Origin of the sequence: Leptospira congkakensis (genome assembly GCF_004770265.1) — a bacterium.
GTDB lineage: Bacteria > Spirochaetota > Leptospiria > Leptospirales > Leptospiraceae > Leptospira_A > Leptospira_A congkakensis.
On record NZ_RQGQ01000017.1, the window covers coordinates 37788 to 55938 of the forward strand.

At 36.5% G+C, this 18151-nt stretch carries 17 protein-coding genes; 7 read left to right on the forward strand and 10 right to left on the reverse strand.

The window, feature by feature from the left end; translation table 11 throughout:
- Positions 1 to 108 precede the first annotated feature (108 nt).
- Positions 109 to 711 carry a class I SAM-dependent DNA methyltransferase gene (locus EHQ70_RS13660; RefSeq protein WP_135587299.1) on the forward strand — a complete coding sequence of 201 codons (603 nt, stop codon included), beginning with the start codon at positions 109 to 111 and terminating at the stop codon, positions 709 to 711.
- Between the two features lie 41 nt (positions 712 to 752).
- On the opposite strand, the gene EHQ70_RS13665 is transcribed toward EHQ70_RS13660, so the two are convergent.
- Positions 753 to 1169 (reverse strand): SRPBCC family protein, encoded by a 417-nt coding sequence (locus EHQ70_RS13665; RefSeq protein WP_135587301.1) that lies wholly within the window; start codon positions 1167 to 1169, stop codon positions 753 to 755.
- 129 nt (positions 1170 to 1298) lie between these two features.
- Here EHQ70_RS13665 and EHQ70_RS13670 point away from each other — a divergent pair, with 129 nt between their 5' ends.
- Positions 1299 to 2069 carry a putative signal transducing protein gene (locus EHQ70_RS13670; protein ID WP_135587303.1) on the forward strand — a complete coding sequence of 257 codons (771 nt, stop codon included), beginning with the start codon at positions 1299 to 1301 and terminating at the stop codon, positions 2067 to 2069.
- 257 nt (positions 2070 to 2326) lie between these two features.
- Here the strand turns inward: EHQ70_RS13670 and EHQ70_RS13675 are convergent, their stop codons facing one another.
- Complete coding sequence (locus EHQ70_RS13675; protein WP_135587305.1) at positions 2327 to 3343, reverse strand: hypothetical protein; 1017 nt, start codon at positions 3341 to 3343, stop codon at positions 2327 to 2329.
- Positions 3344 to 3694: 351 nt separating this feature from the next.
- Between EHQ70_RS13675 and EHQ70_RS13680 the strand changes: the two genes are divergently transcribed.
- Positions 3695 to 4135, forward strand: coding sequence for an OsmC family protein (locus tag EHQ70_RS13680; protein WP_135587307.1), 441 nt, complete (start codon positions 3695 to 3697; stop codon positions 4133 to 4135).
- Positions 4136 to 4216: 81 nt separating this feature from the next.
- Here EHQ70_RS13680 and omp85 read toward each other — a convergent pair whose 3' ends face one another.
- Entirely contained in the window at positions 4217 to 5740 is a 1524-nt protein-coding gene (gene omp85 / locus EHQ70_RS13685; protein WP_135587309.1) for an Omp85 family outer membrane protein, read from the reverse strand.
- Between the two features lie 145 nt (positions 5741 to 5885).
- Positions 5886 to 7439 (reverse strand): methyl-accepting chemotaxis protein, encoded by a 1554-nt coding sequence (locus EHQ70_RS13690; RefSeq protein ID WP_135587311.1) that lies wholly within the window; start codon positions 7437 to 7439, stop codon positions 5886 to 5888.
- 368 nt (positions 7440 to 7807) lie between these two features.
- On the opposite strand from EHQ70_RS13690, the gene lsa14 reads away from it, so the two are divergent.
- The 3 genes from lsa14 to EHQ70_RS13705 are packed head-to-tail and all read left to right on the forward strand — an operon-like array spanning position 7808 to position 8863.
- Positions 7808 to 8197, forward strand: coding sequence for an adhesin Lsa14 (lsa14, locus tag EHQ70_RS13695; RefSeq protein WP_135587313.1), 390 nt, complete (start codon positions 7808 to 7810; stop codon positions 8195 to 8197).
- Positions 8198 to 8210: 13 nt separating this feature from the next.
- The gene (locus EHQ70_RS13700) at positions 8211 to 8528 is read left to right on the forward strand and encodes a TRL-like family protein (protein ID WP_135587315.1); all 318 of its coding nucleotides are present in this window, start codon (positions 8211 to 8213) and stop codon (positions 8526 to 8528) included.
- Positions 8529 to 8530: 2 nt separating this feature from the next.
- Positions 8531 to 8863, forward strand: coding sequence for a TRL domain-containing protein (locus EHQ70_RS13705; protein WP_135587317.1), 333 nt, complete (start codon positions 8531 to 8533; stop codon positions 8861 to 8863).
- Between the two features lie 145 nt (positions 8864 to 9008).
- Here EHQ70_RS13705 and creD read toward each other — a convergent pair whose 3' ends face one another.
- The 5 genes from creD to EHQ70_RS13730 all read right to left on the reverse strand — a co-directional run bounded on the left by creD (position 9009) and on the right by EHQ70_RS13730 (position 16456).
- Entirely contained in the window at positions 9009 to 10337 is a 1329-nt protein-coding gene (gene creD / locus EHQ70_RS13710; RefSeq protein WP_135587319.1) for a cell envelope integrity protein CreD, read from the reverse strand.
- A 74-nt stretch (positions 10338 to 10411) separates the two neighbouring features.
- Entirely contained in the window at positions 10412 to 11821 is a 1410-nt protein-coding gene (creC, locus tag EHQ70_RS13715; protein ID WP_135587321.1) for a two-component system sensor histidine kinase CreC, read from the reverse strand.
- A 34-nt stretch (positions 11822 to 11855) separates the two neighbouring features.
- Positions 11856 to 12524, reverse strand: a complete 669-nt coding sequence (locus tag EHQ70_RS13720) for a response regulator (protein ID WP_135587323.1) — start codon at positions 12522 to 12524, stop codon at positions 11856 to 11858.
- Between the two features lie 9 nt (positions 12525 to 12533).
- Entirely contained in the window at positions 12534 to 14396 is a 1863-nt protein-coding gene (locus EHQ70_RS13725) for a gamma-glutamyltransferase family protein (RefSeq protein ID WP_135587325.1), read from the reverse strand.
- Between the two features lie 65 nt (positions 14397 to 14461).
- Entirely contained in the window at positions 14462 to 16456 is a 1995-nt protein-coding gene (locus EHQ70_RS13730) for a methyl-accepting chemotaxis protein (protein ID WP_135587327.1), read from the reverse strand.
- Between the two features lie 180 nt (positions 16457 to 16636).
- On the opposite strand from EHQ70_RS13730, the gene EHQ70_RS13735 reads away from it, so the two are divergent.
- Positions 16637 to 17095 (forward strand): hypothetical protein, encoded by a 459-nt coding sequence (locus tag EHQ70_RS13735; protein ID WP_135587329.1) that lies wholly within the window; start codon positions 16637 to 16639, stop codon positions 17093 to 17095.
- 102 nt (positions 17096 to 17197) lie between these two features.
- Here the strand turns inward: EHQ70_RS13735 and EHQ70_RS13740 are convergent, their stop codons facing one another.
- Positions 17198 to 18064: a DUF4349 domain-containing protein gene (locus EHQ70_RS13740; RefSeq protein ID WP_135587331.1), complete on the reverse strand. Its 867-nt coding sequence runs from the start codon at positions 18062 to 18064 to the stop codon at positions 17198 to 17200.
- Between the last annotated feature and the right edge of the window lie 87 nt (positions 18065 to 18151).

Sequence of the window (18151 nt, forward strand, 5' to 3'; positions counted from 1 at the left end):
CCAGGAGAACCTTGCAGGAATAGAAATTATTTTTTGTTCAAGAAGGTGTCGGTACCTGGTCTAAAACGAACATCCCTTTCTTTTTAAGGAAGAAAAACAAAGCCGATTATGGAACAAAATCGATTCAATCAGATTGCGAGACAATACGATACAGAGGAAAGGAAAGATTTAGCAAAAATCATTTTATCTGCTGTCGAAAAAGAATTACAAAATCAAAAAGGAAAAACTTTATTAGATTATGGATGTGGGACCGGACTCATTGGATTAGAATTATTCTATTTGGTGGATCAAGTTTTATTCATTGATTCTTCCGAATCCATGTTAGAAATCTTAAAAGAAAAAATTGTCCGAACTAAGATAGACCAAACCAAAACCAAAGTATTTTATTCTGATTTTACAAAAATTGAATCCAATGTAAAAGCCGATATCATTTTAGCTTCTTTGGTTTTACTCCATGTCCCTGATACAATCACATTACTAAAACAGTTTAATTCCATATTAAATGCAGATGGTAAATTGATCATTGTTGATTTTGATAAAAATGAAAACATCAATCATCCCAATGTACATAACGGATTTGCACATTTACATTTAAAATCATTACTTACCGAGGTTGGATTTAAAAATATAGAAATAAAAACATTCCATCATGGGAAAAATATTTTTATGAACCAAGATGCCTCTTTGTTGATTTCAACAAGTTCCAAATAAACAAAGAGGTTTTTCATGCGCCAAGGTAGAACCTACTTTGTTTAATGAGATTCTACATATTTTTTAAAATTATCTAAGATGGCCTGCCATCCGCCTTTTTGCATTTCCACAGGATTTTGGTTTTCCGCATCAAACGTTACAGTAACCTGTGTTTTGTTTCCTAAAGTTTCAAACCCAACGCTTGCCTTTCTACCATCTTCCATAGTATAACTAATTAATTTTTGATCGATCACCTGGTCGTAAGTGGCTTCAAACTCAAAACCAAAACTTCCGTCTTTGGCTTCCATTCTTGCACTATACTTACCGCCAACCTTTAGGTCGTTTTTGGCCCAAGGACACTGCCAATCGTCAGCGGCAAAATTCCAATGGATGATGTGTGTGGGCAAAGTATAATAATCCCAAACCTTTTTACTATCGGCACTGATTGTAGATTGTACGGTGATTTGATTTGTATCCATAGAGAGGAAATTAAGATCTGTGCTTTTTGTTGAAAAGCATTTTCTCAGAGACTTAGAGCTTCAAAATTGAAAGTTTTGGATTGTAAAACTCAGCTAACTTAGAAATATTTGGGGTGTTGAAGTGAACAAATGAAACTAATTTATACATCCACAGATTATACAAAAGTCAAAGTCATTGAATCAGCTCTGGCAGCCAACCAGGTTAAGTTTATGACGAAAGGGGAAGACCTGGACGTTTTAGATGCCATGATTCCCAGACATTCTAATTTAATTGAGATTTATGTTTCGGATCAAGACTACTCAAAAGCATTAGAGATTATTGAAAATGGATCCTTTTCGGAAGATCCTCCCGAAGAAGATAAATTTCCAATCCAAAGATACAATCGTTATCGGGAACTCACTAAGTTAAAAGCGAAAAAAGATACAAAATTTCTACTCACGATCATATCCGGAATTTTATTCATTTCGAATCTATATTTTCTTTTACTTTATGCTTTGGAAAAAGATAAGTTTAATAAATATAAAAAATCGATGGAAAGTGAATTGTATGAATATAGTTTTGATGAAGACAACTATTGTACATCTACTTATTATAAAAAAACACGAAAACTCATCCAACTTTCCTGTTATGACAAAGAAACAGATCAAATTTTAAATCAAAAAACTTATGATTTCAGTGGAGTATTAACCTCCGAATCTTTTAATCCGTATCTTACTGATTTTTTCACAATCCAAAGGTCTTATGATACAAAAGGCGTCAAAACAGTAGAGTTTGCAGACAATGACCAAGATGGTGAATTTGATGAGTATATTATCTTTGATGCAAAAGGATCCAAACAAAAAAGGTATTTGGACAAAAATAAGGATTATCGCTTTGATGAATCAGAGATCGTAGATTAGGGATGATCACGAATCTACTTTTACTAAAGGAAAAACACCACTTAGGGCAAAGGTATGTTCTTCCCCATAGTGTGAACCATTGGTGGAACAAATACTGGAATTATGTAAGTGTAACCATTGAAGGATATCTCAAATTTTTATTTGAGATAGCGGAGAAAAGCTAATAAGCTCTAGTGAATTTTTCTGGATTGGATTCATTCAGTTAGCTTATTACCTTAAAACTATTCTTGAATCCTAATAAATTAACTTTAAATATTCTATAGAATATCATTTAGGTCTAGGTATTTTAATAATTCTCCACGATCGTTTTTCAATTCAGGACTAACTTTTTTGGTATTGATTTCACCAATATTCTGGCATTTCCCTTTTTTATTCTCATCACTATAAAAATAACTATCAACTTTGTTCGTTTGAATGTGATTGGATGCACCCAATGTACCATCACCACCATCAACGATGACTTTAACCATAACGTCTTGCAAATAGTTTATCTTAAACTCATCCGTATAAAATTGTTTTGTAGTAACCCCTAGTTTACTAATTCCAACAACAGTCACTGAATGGCTTGTATTGGATGATTTAATCCTTCCAGTTAAACAAGTTATGTTTTTACGAGGAAGGTCAAAATTCCACCAAACGAATCCTTTTACACCACTGACAATTTTATCAATCGAACTTAGATTAAATTCAAAATTATCAGAAGTTGATTCGGTGGTATTCACCGATGTTTGAATATCTTTACTATCTTGTTTTTTTTCCCAAAGATTGTTTTGATACGAATACAGATTGTAAGCATTGGTTGGATTCTGGACAGGAAACTGCACCTCAATGCCAGGACCATCAAATGGAACAGGTTGTCCTTTATAAAATGCATCCATCCGAAACATTCCACCAGATTCAAAAATTGAACTTTCGTTATATGTAAGATCCAATCGACTTAAATAAAAATCAAGTGGATTGATGACTTCAGTGATTCTCAATAAAAGAGTATCCCCTCTTTTGAATTCTGTTGGAAGTTTAAAACTATAATATTTAAAATAAAATTTAGTACCGTATCTTCCTTCTGCCATATTTTGAGAATATGGATCAATATTTGTATCTAGAGTGATGAGATGATTAACAGATAGTTTTCCGTTTGCATCCGGAGTATTTTTTTGACTCCATTTTTTTTCAACTTCCCTATTCCATTCTAATCTTTCCGATGGATCTTTCCATTGGGCTGAGATGGAACTTACAAAAAACAAAGTCACGAATAGAGCAAAAATTAATTTCATATAATTACCAAGGTTGAGGACAGTAATCTGTATCGATTGTATCTTAAAGAACTTTATACCGAACAAAAGAAAATTCCTGCGCCAGGGATACGGAAGGCTTGGTCGCGCAACCGAAGGTGGGCGACGGGAGCGAACGCGAACCCTGGAGTAGCCCGGTCCCTATGACAAACCCATCCTTCGATTAGAAAGAGTTTGGAGGCGCCCTTCTTCCCCTTTGGCTCTGTACAATGGATCAGAAGTTCGAATCATATACTATGCAATATTAGATTTTTTATCTGTTATAGTGAATATAGGGTTTGTCAATTTATTTTAGCCGAACAAGTTCAGTACTTACCAATTTGGAGGAAACAAATGGCGAATACTTTATTTGAAGCAAAGGCATCGTGGGCCGGTGGGCTGAAACTCAACTTAGAATCAAGGCAACACAAATGGGTGATTGATGAACCGGAATTTTTAGGTGGAACCGATTTAGGTGCCAATCCCGTTGAGCATTTATTAGGTGGTCTTGCCGCCTGTGTTGGGGTTTTGGTTTCTGTTTTTGCACCCGCACATAAAGTGGAGTTAAAAGATTACCAAGTGTTTGCAGAAGGTGATTTGGATTTGGATGGATTTCAAGGTTTATCGGATGTTAGGCCTGGTTTTTCAGAAATTCGATACCGAGTGAATATCGAAAGTGATTCACCAAAGTCAAACATCGATGCACTTCTGGCGCATATTCATAAAGTATGTCCGGTAAAAGATAGTCTTTCGGGAGTTCCTGTACTCAACAAACAAGAGGTCGCGGCAGGTTAATGAAATGTATTTGGTATACCAATGTTTCAATCTAACACTGGTATACCTCTAATTCATTGAATTGGTTTTCTTTTTAAAATTTTAGAATACGTGGCTAAAGTTTACAAACAATTGTTCGTCTTCTCTAGACTTTGCATAATCTATCATAATGATTGTTGCTTGGTTCCAAGCAATTCGTAATCCAATCCCTCGAGAATAGGCATACCCTTTCCAACCTAACTTATGTTCATCGTCCCAAACACGACCATAATCAAAAAAGGGAACTAAGTTAAAGGCAAAAAATTCATCTCCGAAACGGGCTTCTGCAAATTTCCAACGAACTTCTGTGTTCCCCCAACCCATGGCTCGTCCCACAAATCGATCTTGTTTGAATCCACGTAAAGTCCGAAGACCACCAAGTCCACCCACAAGACCTTCCGTTCCCCACATATTTCTATATTCGTAAAAAGGGGATTCCCCTTCGGTCACACCCAAACCAAACCGGTTGGCGATGACAAGTTTATCAAATACCTTAGGAAATGGGCTCCAAAATAGTTTGGTTTGTGCAAAATACTTTTGATAGTCGTATTCGGATCCAATGGCTTTGGTGTGTTTTTCATAGGTGGCTTCTGCAAAAATACCAGAGTTTGGATCTGGTTCAAAATCTCTAGTGTCGTAAACAAGACCTAAACGAAGGGAGTTCACATAACCACCATTATATCCAATGATCTTTTTGGCTTCATGATCCTCGGTGAGTCGAGTTTTTCCATTCGGAACATCTGCGGTATGTTCACCACCTAGAAGTGGATCCACACCACGAGCCAACCTACCATCATAAGTTCTAACAATATTATTCGAAAACTTTAATCCAGCAACAAGCCTTACTGTTCCACCAACAAAGGACCGTTCCGTACTCGCAGTCGCCATTGGCGTTTCTATCGTATAACGATTATACATTTTATCTGTGACAACAAAACCTGGAGCTTGTGGAAATCCAGAATAGGTTTTTCCACCGAGACTAACTGGATCAGCACTAGTTCCTGGCCTATAAAACGTAAGGTTGTTTTCCTGATCCATATAACTTGCGTTTAAGATATGCCTTCCATCTTGTTGGTTGCGATCCAAATAAGACAGTGGCTTCATACTATCTTCCCCAATTCCAAAATAGAGAGTTGTGGGTGTGATGGTAAGAAATAGATCCGCTCTTAGTCTCCATTGTGTATCCGCAATGAAGGGCATATCCAAACTTACTTGGTGGTATTGAGCATTTTTGTTTGTATTGAAATACTGACCAAACACTCGCATCCGATACGGTGTGTAATGAAACAGTGGATCTGTTTTTTTTCCATTATCATAAACATAAGCTCGCGCTCCATACCCAATCCCTTCGTTTGGGTCCGAATTGATGAGCGGCAAACCTGTTAGATACCAACTATCTTTTTTGTCCTCTATATCCTTTTTACAAAGTTGTTTGGTCGGATCCATGGGAAAGGGAAGGTTTTTCGGAGGAGGATCTTTTTCGCAACCAGCACTGGGAACGTATTCCTGCGCCGAGAGAGGAATTGAGTTTGCCAAAAATAAACAAACAACAAAGGAAAAAAGAACAATCTGTGAGTATCGGTTCATAGTTGTGCGAGCGTACACAAACCATGGACAATACGTACGTTAAAGAATCGGTCAATCAAGAAATGAGTTTCCACTCACTTTTTGTAAAACTCCGACTTCCTTCGGAAATTAGGGAACTAGGCTTTAAAAGCCAGCAGTTTGATCGTTAATTTGTCATCTCTTTGGCCATAGAATCCAGCTGAACAATGATTCCTCCGGTGGATTTACTACTTTCTGAGATTTGTTTGGAAATTTCGACTATGCTCGTTGCGTATTCTGAAATGTCGGCTGTGATTTTTGTAGACTCTTCCGTAGCGATCTTTTGGAAATTCGTAGAGTTTTCGATGGTTTTACTTGTTTCGTAGATCCTTGTGTTTAGATTGTCGATGGTTTCGATAGCTTTGTCGATTTCTACAATTTTGCTACCAACGCCAGTGATCTCATCTTTAATCACACCAATGGCTGAATCCAGTTTTCCCATCATACTAGAAGACCTGTTGATGAGTTCGCTACTTTCACCGATGAGAGAAAGATTCTCTTGGATGATCTTTGAAATTTCTTTAGAATTACGAGTGGTTGCAGCAGCTAACTTCGATATTTCTTCTGCGACAACGGCAAACCCTCGGCCATGATCCCCCGCTCTTGCAGCTTCGATGGAAGCATTTAAAGATAACAAATTTACTTTGTCGGCAATGTCATTGATTACAGAGACAAAGTCAGAAATTTCTGTACTTTTTTCTTTTAGAATATTGAACTTATTGATAGAAAGATGGATATGTTCCGAGGTATCATTGGAATAACCCATCACAACATCTAAATTTTTATAAATCCTTCCTGTTCCTGTTTGGACCGTTTCATTAATGGCTTTTAGATCATTTACAGATTGAATGGATACTTCCGACTCGTTATACAACGATTTGGCGATTTTATTATTCGAATCTGCTTTGGATGATAATTCTTTTAAAGAACTTGAGATTTCAGAAAGGGAAGATGCTTGGTGTTCCGAAATTTGTTTTAGTTCTTCCGAAATTGTATCTTGATTTCTGATTTGTTGTTTCATCAGATCGATGGTTTGAAGGATGGTTTTAGCCATGTTTAGTAAATTCTCTAAGGCCGTTTTTGCTTCTTTTTGTTTTTCAACAGCTAAGTTTAAAAGTGTTCTGGTTGCCGTTGCTCCCACAGTGGCTCCGATCCCCACCCAAACAAAAATTAAAAACCTAACAATGATATTACTTCTCGGGCCTCCGGGAATCAATTCAGGTCGTAATACAAATAATACAATCTCAGAAACAATAATTAGAATAAAATTATAAATAGAAGCATTACGATTGAAGTACAATACACTTAAAACAAAGGAGATATAAAAAGTAGCGGCAAGTTCTGTGGCCCCATAAATTACATATTGGAAAACAAGTAAACATAAGGTAACACCTGTAATCGAAATGTAACTAGAAGCCCAATGTGTTTTTAACTTGGTAGAAAGTAAAAATCCAACAATCAAAATAGAAGTAGCCAATACAAATTCAATGAGAATGCTTTGGTAAGTTAGGTATTCCGAACCTTTTCCTGAAATTTTGATGGAAAGTGTAGCAACGTTGGCAAGAGCCAATATAGAAAGAAAGGACAAGAACATCCGTTTGTTGTTTCGTAACATCACTTCTGTGAAGAGATCTTCAGAAATGGTCATCACGTTTTTGGAAGCAAAAAATTTAGAAAACAAACAGAACCGTCCTAAAAACTAGATTAATTTTAAAGCCATAATGTAGAGGAAGAGTGCCTTGGCAAGAAACGTTCCAAGCCAACTCGCAGAACCAAAAATGAATCTCGTTCACCTCAGTAGAAATAAGACGAAAAGAAGTGATCCAAATACATTTTTTTAAGAAAATTTTCGCTCTATGCAATAAACAAATAGAAGAAAGACATTCATTAAATTGGAGATCAAACTACGATTTGATCCCATTTGCAATTAACAGGCTTTCTACTACAAACTCAAATGTTCTCTGTTAGTTTTTATCAGAAAACTTTCAAGATCGTTGACACAATCATCAGGAAAAAATACAACAGACAAAATTTAATCAGGAGGATCATGTGAAAAAGAGCATTTTTTTTGCAATCTCACTCACGATCATACTATTCACACAAAACTGTACAGGTGGTTCCATTCACTCATTGTACATCGCAAGTGCCAATACAAACCCAACTAGGGACTATGCAACCCCAGCTTCTTATTACCGAGGCGGTTTGATATTCCACAAATCAAACGTTCCTGGCCCAATTGGAATTGGTGCAGAAGCTTCTACAGAAGGCCGTGGTTGCAACCACTCAATTCTGTATTTATTTTCTTTCGGGGATTCTTCTATTGAAACAGCAAAAAAATCTGCAAATATTACAAAAGTTGCTTTTATAGATTACGAACAACTTGGCGTTTTCGCTGGTTTTGTTTACCATAGAGTATGCACAATTGTTAAAGGATCTTAATCGGGAGTTACCAATGAAAATGAAATTAGTATTTATTTCTCTATTATCTGTATTTCTATTCGCAAATTGTGCGATAGGCCCAACTCACGGGTTCATTTTTTCCTCTACAAAATTTGCAGGAACATTCAACCCTGAAAACAATGTAAAGGCAACTAAAGAAGCAAAAGGATGCCAATTCACTTTGTTACATATTTTCAGTGCGGGTGATGCTGGTGCTGGTTATATTGCAAACAAAAATGGAATTAGCAAAATTGCAACGATTGACCATTCTTCCCTTTCTATTTTGACCGGTTTATTCCGTAACTATTGTACAATTGTATCTGGAGAATAATCATGAAATACGTTTTGCTTGCAATTTTTAGTTTGGCTTTTTTTACAAACTGTTTGACTACTCCTGTTCCTGGTGTTCTATTCAATGCTACAAGTCAACACGTTGTAGCTGATGCAACAGGAAACACTTTAACATCTGCTAAAGTAGAAAAATCAGGGAAATCCTGCAGTTTTTCCTTTTTTCTTGCAAACTACATCTTTTTTGGAGCTGGACATTCAATTGACGAAGCTGCAAAAAGTGGTGGAATCAAAAAAATCGCAGTGATTGATAGAGAGTCTGTTTCTCTTCTCACTGGTCTTTTCTATCGCGAGTGTTTAGTTGTTTGGGGAGAATAATCCTCTTCTAAACTTACACTAGCATTTGTTAGTCAGTAAAAAACCTAACAGCGGATTTTGTCCCTGTTAGGTTTTTTTATATCTATTGGATGTTTGATATTCAAATTTTCGCTTTGAATATCGCTAAAGGAAATCCGTCTTTTTCTTAACTTTCCTTTTTGATTCCGAACTGGTACCAGTCCACTTTGCGAGTGAAGTGCATGACTGCGGCGAGAACCATAAACAGAGCCAAAGATCCAAGAAGCAAAGCTTGTTCTTCAGAAGCCAAAATCACATACAAAAAAGAATACAAAACAAGATAATAGGATGCGGTGATAAGCCCCTTCTTTTGATTTTTTAATACATTGATCGCATAGTATCCGATAAGACCTGTCACTGCCAAACTCGAAAGAATGTATGCTGGTAAAAATCCAAAGTGTTCTGAAAAAGATAAGTTTAGAATATAAAACAAAACCATCGCACTTCCAATGAGAACGTATTGGATAGGATGTAATAAAACTCCTCCAAACACTTCCATAAGAAAGAACAAAGCAAAACTAGTTACGATAAAAAGAAGTCCATACTTCACAGACCTTTCCATTTTTAAATAATGATCCACAGGAATCACGAGGCCCACTCCATATCCTGAATTCAAAATTGTATCTAAAATGGAATCATTCATGGAATGGATGATTTGTGGATACGATCTTGCAAAGTAAGAAGATTCCCAAACTGCAGAAAATCCTTCTTCATGAATCGAACGATCTTTAGGCAAAAGGTTACCATTAAAAGATGGGTCCTTCCAATCAGAACTCATAACTAATTTAGATTTTTTACCAATGGGGATTACTGAAAATGATTCAGAACCTTTAACTTCTAATTGAATTTCGAAAGGGATGGAGTTACCAGCTTCTGTGATGGAAACAGCTGAGTTTAGTCCTGAATGTAAATAAGAGGATCTCGTTCCCGGTAAAAACTTTTTATCCTTACCTGCTAAATTTAATTTCATCTCACCGCCAAGCCCCTTCAAATCGGAAACAGAAACAACCAAACGAACATCATCCCAGTAAATATATGTAGTATCGATAGGAAAGTCGGATGAAAAAATAGGAGAGAATTTACCAGAGATTTTCACCTTACTTGTGTATAACGGAATTTCATAGATACTTCTTTTGCGAAGTTCTGTTTTCATATCTACAACAGAGTCCATTTCCTCTGGTAAAAAATAAGCATAATCCGTTACATAATCCCACTTATCCTTTTCTTTAGAAGAACCGGATTTTGGAATTCTAAGGTTATATGGAACCATTAACACAGGACCTACGATCGTTTGGTTAGATCCCCATTTTTCTCCCACTTCCATAACGGCTTGGTTTCTCGAAGCACTTCTCTCCTCAATCAAAGAACCAACCATAACAAGGGGAATGATAAATAATAAAACCATACCGCCAAGGATGGCCAACCGAAGGTTTACCGAAGTTTGTAATTTACTCATAAAAATCTCCTACGTTTAGAATAGGGGATTCTCGTGAGTCTTTTATGATCGAATTGTGAGGATTCGGTGAGGATCTATGCCTTGGGGAAAAAAAGTGAAACTTCTACGCCTTTAGGAACTCGATTTTGAATCTCTAATTTTCCTCCGTGAAGGTCTACAATTTGACTCACAATACTCAGTCCCAATCCAGAACTCTTACGGTTGTTATTTGGTCTCGGTAAGGAATAGAATTTTTCTGTTACCCGATTCAATGCATAATCAGGGATCGTATGTCCTTCATCCAAAACGGAAAGTTTTAGGTTCTGATCTGATTCTTCTATAATTTTTATCGTGATTGTATCTTTTTCATTGGCAAAGTCAATGGAGTTTCTGATTAGATTTTCGATGGCTAAAAACAAATAATTTCGATTCCCCTTTACTTCCCAATGTTTATTTTCACAAATGATGATTCCTTGGAGAGATTTCCACTGAAGTTCCGTTTGAAAACTAGTAATGACTTCGTTTACTAAATCAAATAACAAAACTCGATCTTCTATCAAAATAGATTTTTTTCCCTCAAGAGAAGTAAGTTCCAACATCTGTTCAATGAGTTTTTGAATTCGTTTGGATTCCTCATGGATATTTTTTGTAAGACGATCTGATTCGTTTGGATGGGTTTGTAAAAGTTCTACAGAAGCTAAAATGGATGAAAGTGGACTTTTGATTTCATGAGTTAATGTTTGTACATAAGACTCTATATATTTTTTGCCTTCAATTTCTTCGACAAGTAAATCAACTTCTTTACCCAGTTCATTGAGTTCTCGAATTCCTATTTTTGGAAAGATTACTTTTTCTTTTTTTCGCAACGCAGTCACATACTTCGAAAGCCGTAAAATAGGACGAAAACTCAAATAGGCTAACAAACTAAATAGAATGGCAATGGCAGATGCAACGAGTAAAGAAATTCGCCAAAACTTTCGTTTTGCTTCTTCAATAAAAGGAATCACTCCTGTTTTGGGTTTGATGACAGTAAGGACACCAATCACTTGATTCTGATAATGTATGGGAGAGGCAACAAAAATTGCTCCTTCACCTTCTGTATCAATCAGTTTACTGGACCTGGCTCCATATTTACCTTGGAGAGTCAAATACACATCATTAAACTTTGAATAGTCGAGTCCTTCTCGATAACCTTCAGAATCAAAAATCACAATTCCTTTTGCATTCGTGATATAAACTTGGATATCAGTGTTTGTTTTTAAAAGAGAATAAATTTTTGCTTCAAAAGAACGATTGTTTGTGTTTTTAAAAACAGGAGAGAATAATGAATGCAGGGATGAAGTAAACGTGGAATATTCATTGGGATGTTTTTCCAATCTTTCTTCCACAATTGCGGATAAAATATGAGCCGTGTCATTCAATGACTCCTCGATAGTTTCCATATAACGAGGCCGAATGGATTCTTCTGTTTTATCGATTAAATAATAAAAACCAATACTTAAGATAAAAAAAAACTAACGATGATGCGAATCCAAAGGTTCATATTTTTTCCTTCAATCCATAACCTTGTCCCCTTCTTGTTTCGATTGGGTCGAAGTCTGGTTCCATTTCTTTGAACCTTGCGCGGAGGTTTTTGATGACTGTATCCACAGCGCGGTCGAAACTATCTTCTGGTTCTGTCCAAACACTGTCCATAATTTCTTCACGAGTAAAAATACGACCAGGCCATTTAAAAAATAATTCCATCGTTTTGTATTCGTAAGGAGATAAATTCAGTGTTTGTCCATTCAAATAAACCAACTTTTTATCCAACGAAATTCTTAATTTATGATCTTCTAGATTTTGTGATGGGTTTGTCCTTCGGAGAATTGCACGAATCCTTGCCAAAAGTTCCCTAGGACTAAATGGTTTTACAATATAATCATCTGCCCCAATTTCGAGCCCAAGGACTTTGTCCAATTCCGTATTTCTTGCTGTTAAAAAGATAACAGGCGTTTGGTACAATTTTCTAATTTCTTTTAAAACTTCAAATCCGTTTTGGTCAGGCAAACCAACATCAAGTATAATCACTGATAGATCATTCGAAACTTTTTTGATTCCGTCTTTTCCTGTTGAAGCTAACAAAACAGAAAAACCTTCTGATTCCAATGAAATTTGGATGGTTTCTTGAATTCCCGGTTCATCTTCTATCAGAAGTATTTTTCTCATTTTGAGATATTATTTTCCTTCGGCCCAAGATTCTTCTCTAGGATCGGCAACACCAATTAATTGTTTTTGTTTTGGATCATTTAACACTGCACAAACGGAACCAAGATCGTTATCCAAATGACCTTTTTTATAAACTTTATATCCTTTTTCTTTTAATGAATCAGAGACTAAAGAATACAAACTTTCTTCCAGTTCAATTCCGCCAGGGCGATAGGTATGAGGAGAAAAACTATCAGGCCAATTCACCGAACGAAACCTAGGTGCTTCAACCGCTTTTTGCGGATCCATTCCAAATACGATGACATTCAGAAAAAATTGAACCATCGCTTGGCTTTGTACGTCTCCACCAGGAGTTCCAAAACTCATCCATAACTTTCCATTTTTCAAAACCATTCCTGGGTTCGGAGTGATCCTTGGTCGTTTGCCAGGAGCAAGTGCGGAAGGATGGTTTGGATCCAATCGAAACTGAGTCATTCGAATTCCTAATGTAAGCCCCGTTCCTGGAACCATAGGTGATTGTGGAAAATCACTCGGGGTGAGAGAAACTGCATTTCCTTTTGAATCGACTATACTCAAATACGTTGTGTCTTTTCCATATTTGATTTCGCTAATTTCCTGATTCTTTGAGTCGTTAGGTGATGACAACAAAGAAGATGGTTTTTTAGAGGAAAATACCCAAGGATTCCCAGCTGGGGGAGTTTGTCCAAAAGCATCTTTTTGTAAAAGTTTACGTCGAAGTGTTGCGTATTTTTTGGATAACAATCCATCTACGGGGACATCGACAAACTTTGGATCTCCGAAGTATCTTTCCCTATCAGCAACAACAAGTTCAATAGCCTGTGATACAGTATGAATGTATTCAGGTGAGTTGTGCCCCATCGATTTCAAATCCACTCCGTCTAATAGTTGCAATACCATTGGGACCACTGGACCTTGTGTCCAAGTTTGGTTAGATACAATTTTATATTCGCCGAACTCTCCAGAGATTGGTTTTTCCCAACCTCCCACATAGTTTGCCAAATCTTCTTTTGTAAAGAGACCACCTTTATCATTATGAAGTTTTACAATGGCATCGGCAATAGGTCCTTTGTAAAAATAATCTCTTACAGATTCTAATGCTTGGTTTCTGGATTTTCCTTTTTTTAAGTTTTGTGTTTCCTCGAGCGCCATCGACTTCCAAGTTTTTGCAAGGTCTTGTCGTTTTGTAAGTTCCCCTTCCCGAATTCCATACCACCATTTTTTTTCAAGATACACTTCTGAATTGTAAGGCATGATGATGGTAAAACCCAATCGTTTGTATAAAGGTAAGTCTAAATTTTTAACAAGGATACGATTTGCAGGAAATCCTTCCTCAGCTACGGTGATGGCAGGTGATACCAATTGAGAAAAAGATTTTGTTCCATGTTCTTGTAACAGTCGTACGATGACATCTGGTGATGCAGGCAAAAGTTGTGTTAAGATCGAATTTTTTGGCATCACATCATAACCTTTCGCATGAAACCAATCGATACTTGCTTTTTTGGGGGCGGTACCTGCCCCAATATAACTTTTAATTTGTCCAGATTTTTGATCGTAAATTAATGTTGGAGCCACAGACGGAAAACTTGCGGCTTCTCCATTAGTCACATTTAATACAAGTAGTGCGGCCACAGCAGCATCAACAGCGTTCCCACCATCTTCTAATACTTTGATAGCAGCTTTTGTTGCTAGAGGGTTCCCAGTAGAAACCATATATTTTTTTCCGATAGCAGCATCCCGCAAACTCCCTTGAGGATCTACATAGGAAGGAACCAGCGGGCGCCTGTTACCTAAACATTGTATCAAAGAAAAAATGAAAAATAGAGTTAGAAAAACTTTTAAGAGCTTAGCCATACTCCCTCACAAAAAACTAATTTGTTAAAAAGAATGGCTAATTTTGGTTCTATGTCGAACCATTTTTATAACTTAAATCGTTCTGTGATCCCTTTCAAAATCTCTGCTGTGGATGCTAAGTTTTGTGCTGAAGAAGACATCTCTTCTGAACCAGATGCTGTACTAAGAGTATGTTCATTGATTTGAATGATTACTTCCGAGATTTCTCTCACAGCTTTTTTCTGTTCATTTGTGGAGAGTTTAATTGTCTCAGCATCAAGACCCATTTTCTCTGCTCCTTCGTCTACTTCTCGTTTAATGGCTTCTTGAGACGAAGTAACTAAATACAATTTGTTCATTGCCGCACTGACTGTTTCCACGTTTTGAATGATATTGTGTAACATCTCTGCAGAAGAACGAATGGCATTTGCACCGGAATCCAATTCCCGATTGTTTTTGGTGATCATGTTACCAATAGATTTGATAGACGATGCGGTTTTTTCTGAGAGTTTAGAAATTTCATCTGCTACTACAGCAAATCCTCTCCCAGCATCACCAGCTCTAGCGGCTTCAATCGCAGCATTCAATGCTAACAATTGTGTTTGATCAGAAATTTCGTTGATGATTTGAATGATGGCCGTCATCTCACCAGAAGAGTGAAGGATATTCTCAATCATTTGGCTCATACCTTGAATGGACTCTTCTCCCTTTTTAGCTTGGTCAGATATGGATTCAGCTAACTTCAAAGTACTTTCAATTTCAGATCCTATTTTACGAATACTTTCTGATAGTTCCCTAATCTTAGAATGAAAGTTGGCAAAGTTTCCAAATTGTCTATCTGTTGATGCTGCAATATGATCCATTCCTGCAGACATCTCTTCAATGGTGGCTGACATTTCTTCTGAGGAAGCCGCAGTTGATTGTGCACCAGTTGCAAAGTTATTGGAGGAAGAAGTTAATTCTTCTGACGCAGCAGCTAACTCAATTGTAATTCTTTGAATTTCCTCAAACGACTTTCTCAAACTTGCGATAAATGAATTAAGTCCTTGGCCCATTCGACCTATTTCATCGTCATAAACAACTTTGATGGTAGAAGTTAAATTTCCTTCAGACATTTGTTTGAAGATATTACTGACAGCTTCTAATGGGTTCAAACGTTTACTGAGCAATACATACAGGAACCAAATCGATGTTAAAGCAATAACAACAGAAGATATAATAATTGTGATTAATAATTCAAAAAGTGCTTCTTTGATTTCTTCTTTTGGTTGGATGGCAAGGATCACCATTCCCCAATCTTTTAGATGATGACTCACAGCCAGATGGTCTCTCTCTAAGTATTCAAACTCAAGTACCTCTCCTGTTTTTAAGGATAACATACGAGCACCTGATTCATCTTTAGATAAATCATATTTTAAAATTTGAGCTTTTTCTTTTAAAGCGATGAGTAATCCAGCTTTTGTTGATACAACAACATATCCATCACGGCCAATTTTGATTTTATTAATGACCTTATCAGTTAAGTTCATTAGAGAAAGAGCAATTCCTGCGTTTCCAATCAATTTTCCATTTTCATAAACTGGATAAGTAATGGTAACGACAGGATTGTTGGTGAGTGGGTTTAGAATTGGTTTTCCAATGAAATGTCTTTTTTCTTTTCCAGCTTTGAGTTCTTCTGGATCCATATCTTCCGGTTTCATTTTCCATCCGATAGCTAAACCAGTAGCATCGGCAACTACACGGGGATCGTTATCGTACGTGTGAGTGTAAACATTTTCATAAACACCATAACGATCATTCATCTCTTTGAAATAAGCTTGGGCAATTGGTTTTCCGGTTTTTATGGAATCAATGGTTCGTCGGTCATTGGCGACAGTTTTAATGACATTGACATGATTTACAAAAAAGTCATCGATCTCTTGTCCAACTACATCTACAATTCCTTGCATTTGTCCAATATAAGCTTCTTTTATCTTTTGTTGTCCGAAGTAATAAGCTACAGCACCGACCGAACAACTGATAATCAAAAGAATGGAGGCACCACTCATTAACAATATGAATTTGATAGAATTGCGCTGCATAAATCTTCCTTGAATTTTTATAAATGAAACATTGGAATATCAGAATAAACGAAAGGAACTCGCCACTAGGATTGTTGGTTGAGACTTTGGAAACACTGTATTTTTGCAACGTACTGAGAATGGTTCCAAGGAAGAATCCTTTTTTTCGAATTTAAGGATTACTCCTTATGTCAAAATAATATGAAGACCGAAATCTACACCAAATGGGAAGAGGAAAACTCTCTCGTCACAACTCGAATCGCAGGGACTATCACTGAAACAGAAGTATCCGAATGGAAACAAAGTTTAGAAAAAACATTCGCTGAAATCCCTGCAGGAACCAAATTCAAAATCTTTGTAAACCTACATGGTCTGAATCCAACCTCTGTTTCTGCTCACAAATCTTACCGCGACATAATCCCATTACTTCTAAGTAGATACAATTGGCGTATTGGCTACTTGGATTTATTCGACGAAGCAAAGGATTTAAAACTAACATCGGAAAATGGAAAGGAATGCCTGGCTGCGGTCCATTGCCATCACGATAGTTACAAAATCAACGAATATGAAAGTCGATTTGGTAAAGAATCTGAACATTTTTTTGATGACCCCGAAAGATCAGAAACCTGGATAAGGAATCATTCCATCATAACCAATTAAAATTCCATCTTACATTGGAATCCTTAAATCAAATTCCAATGTAAGTCAAAACTCATGGTAATTACGAATATAGATTCATTTCGATTGATACTTCTCGCTAAATTATTTTTTAAAACGTTTGTAAATCTTTTTTAAAGGAAAGTATAGAATTCCCATAACGATTACTAATGGTAAAATCCATATAAAATAATATGTGAGTTCTAAAAATAAATTCAGAATTCCAATGAATGCATTTTTATAAACAGGAACTTGAATGCGATCCGCTGGGATCGGAGTTGTAAAATTTACACTAAGAGTAGCCCATTTTACTTTATCTTTGATTTTCCAAATTTCATGTTCCGAGTTATCCAAATTGTTTTCGCTATCGGTAACTGCTTCTTCGATCGCTTCCCAGTTTTTCGAATTGGTTGAAGTTTGGTTGTTTGCATTTGTCCGTCTTACCAAACGAAGTTTTTCACGATTTGATTTGATCTTTTGCCAAGCCATTCCTTCTGTATGATCCACAGTGGAGATGTCTTCACTTTGTAAAACTCCATAAGTATCTAATTCAATCAAAGCCTCGTATAATTTTTCAGATCTGATATGTACGCGAAGGTTCATATATGGAGAGTCCACATTGACCGCAGAACTACTTTCGATAAAACCATATTTGGTAATAAAACTAAGTAGATCCTTACGTGTTTTGATTAAATCCGATGTTTGGTAATTCAATTGAACTTGGTATTCGAGAAGTCGTTCTGTAGTATTTTGAATCGGAACAAATACTTGTCCCAATTGGTTGGGTGCGGATTCTGTCTCAGAAATTCCTTCTGCCCTGGGAGCACTCGGAGCTACTTTTTTTTCCATCGGCATGTCAGAGGACATCTTTGCCGATTCTAAAGGTGCCACCGACTCCTCGTTAGATTCTTTGCCACAATGGAGGAAAAATACAAACAGAACGAGGAAAATTATTTTTAAATGGTTTTTCACAATATCCTAACCTTAGATTTCTATATTCTATTAACAGTTCTCCTTAGACAGATTCTCAAATGAAAAAATGAAAGGATTGGGGAGAAT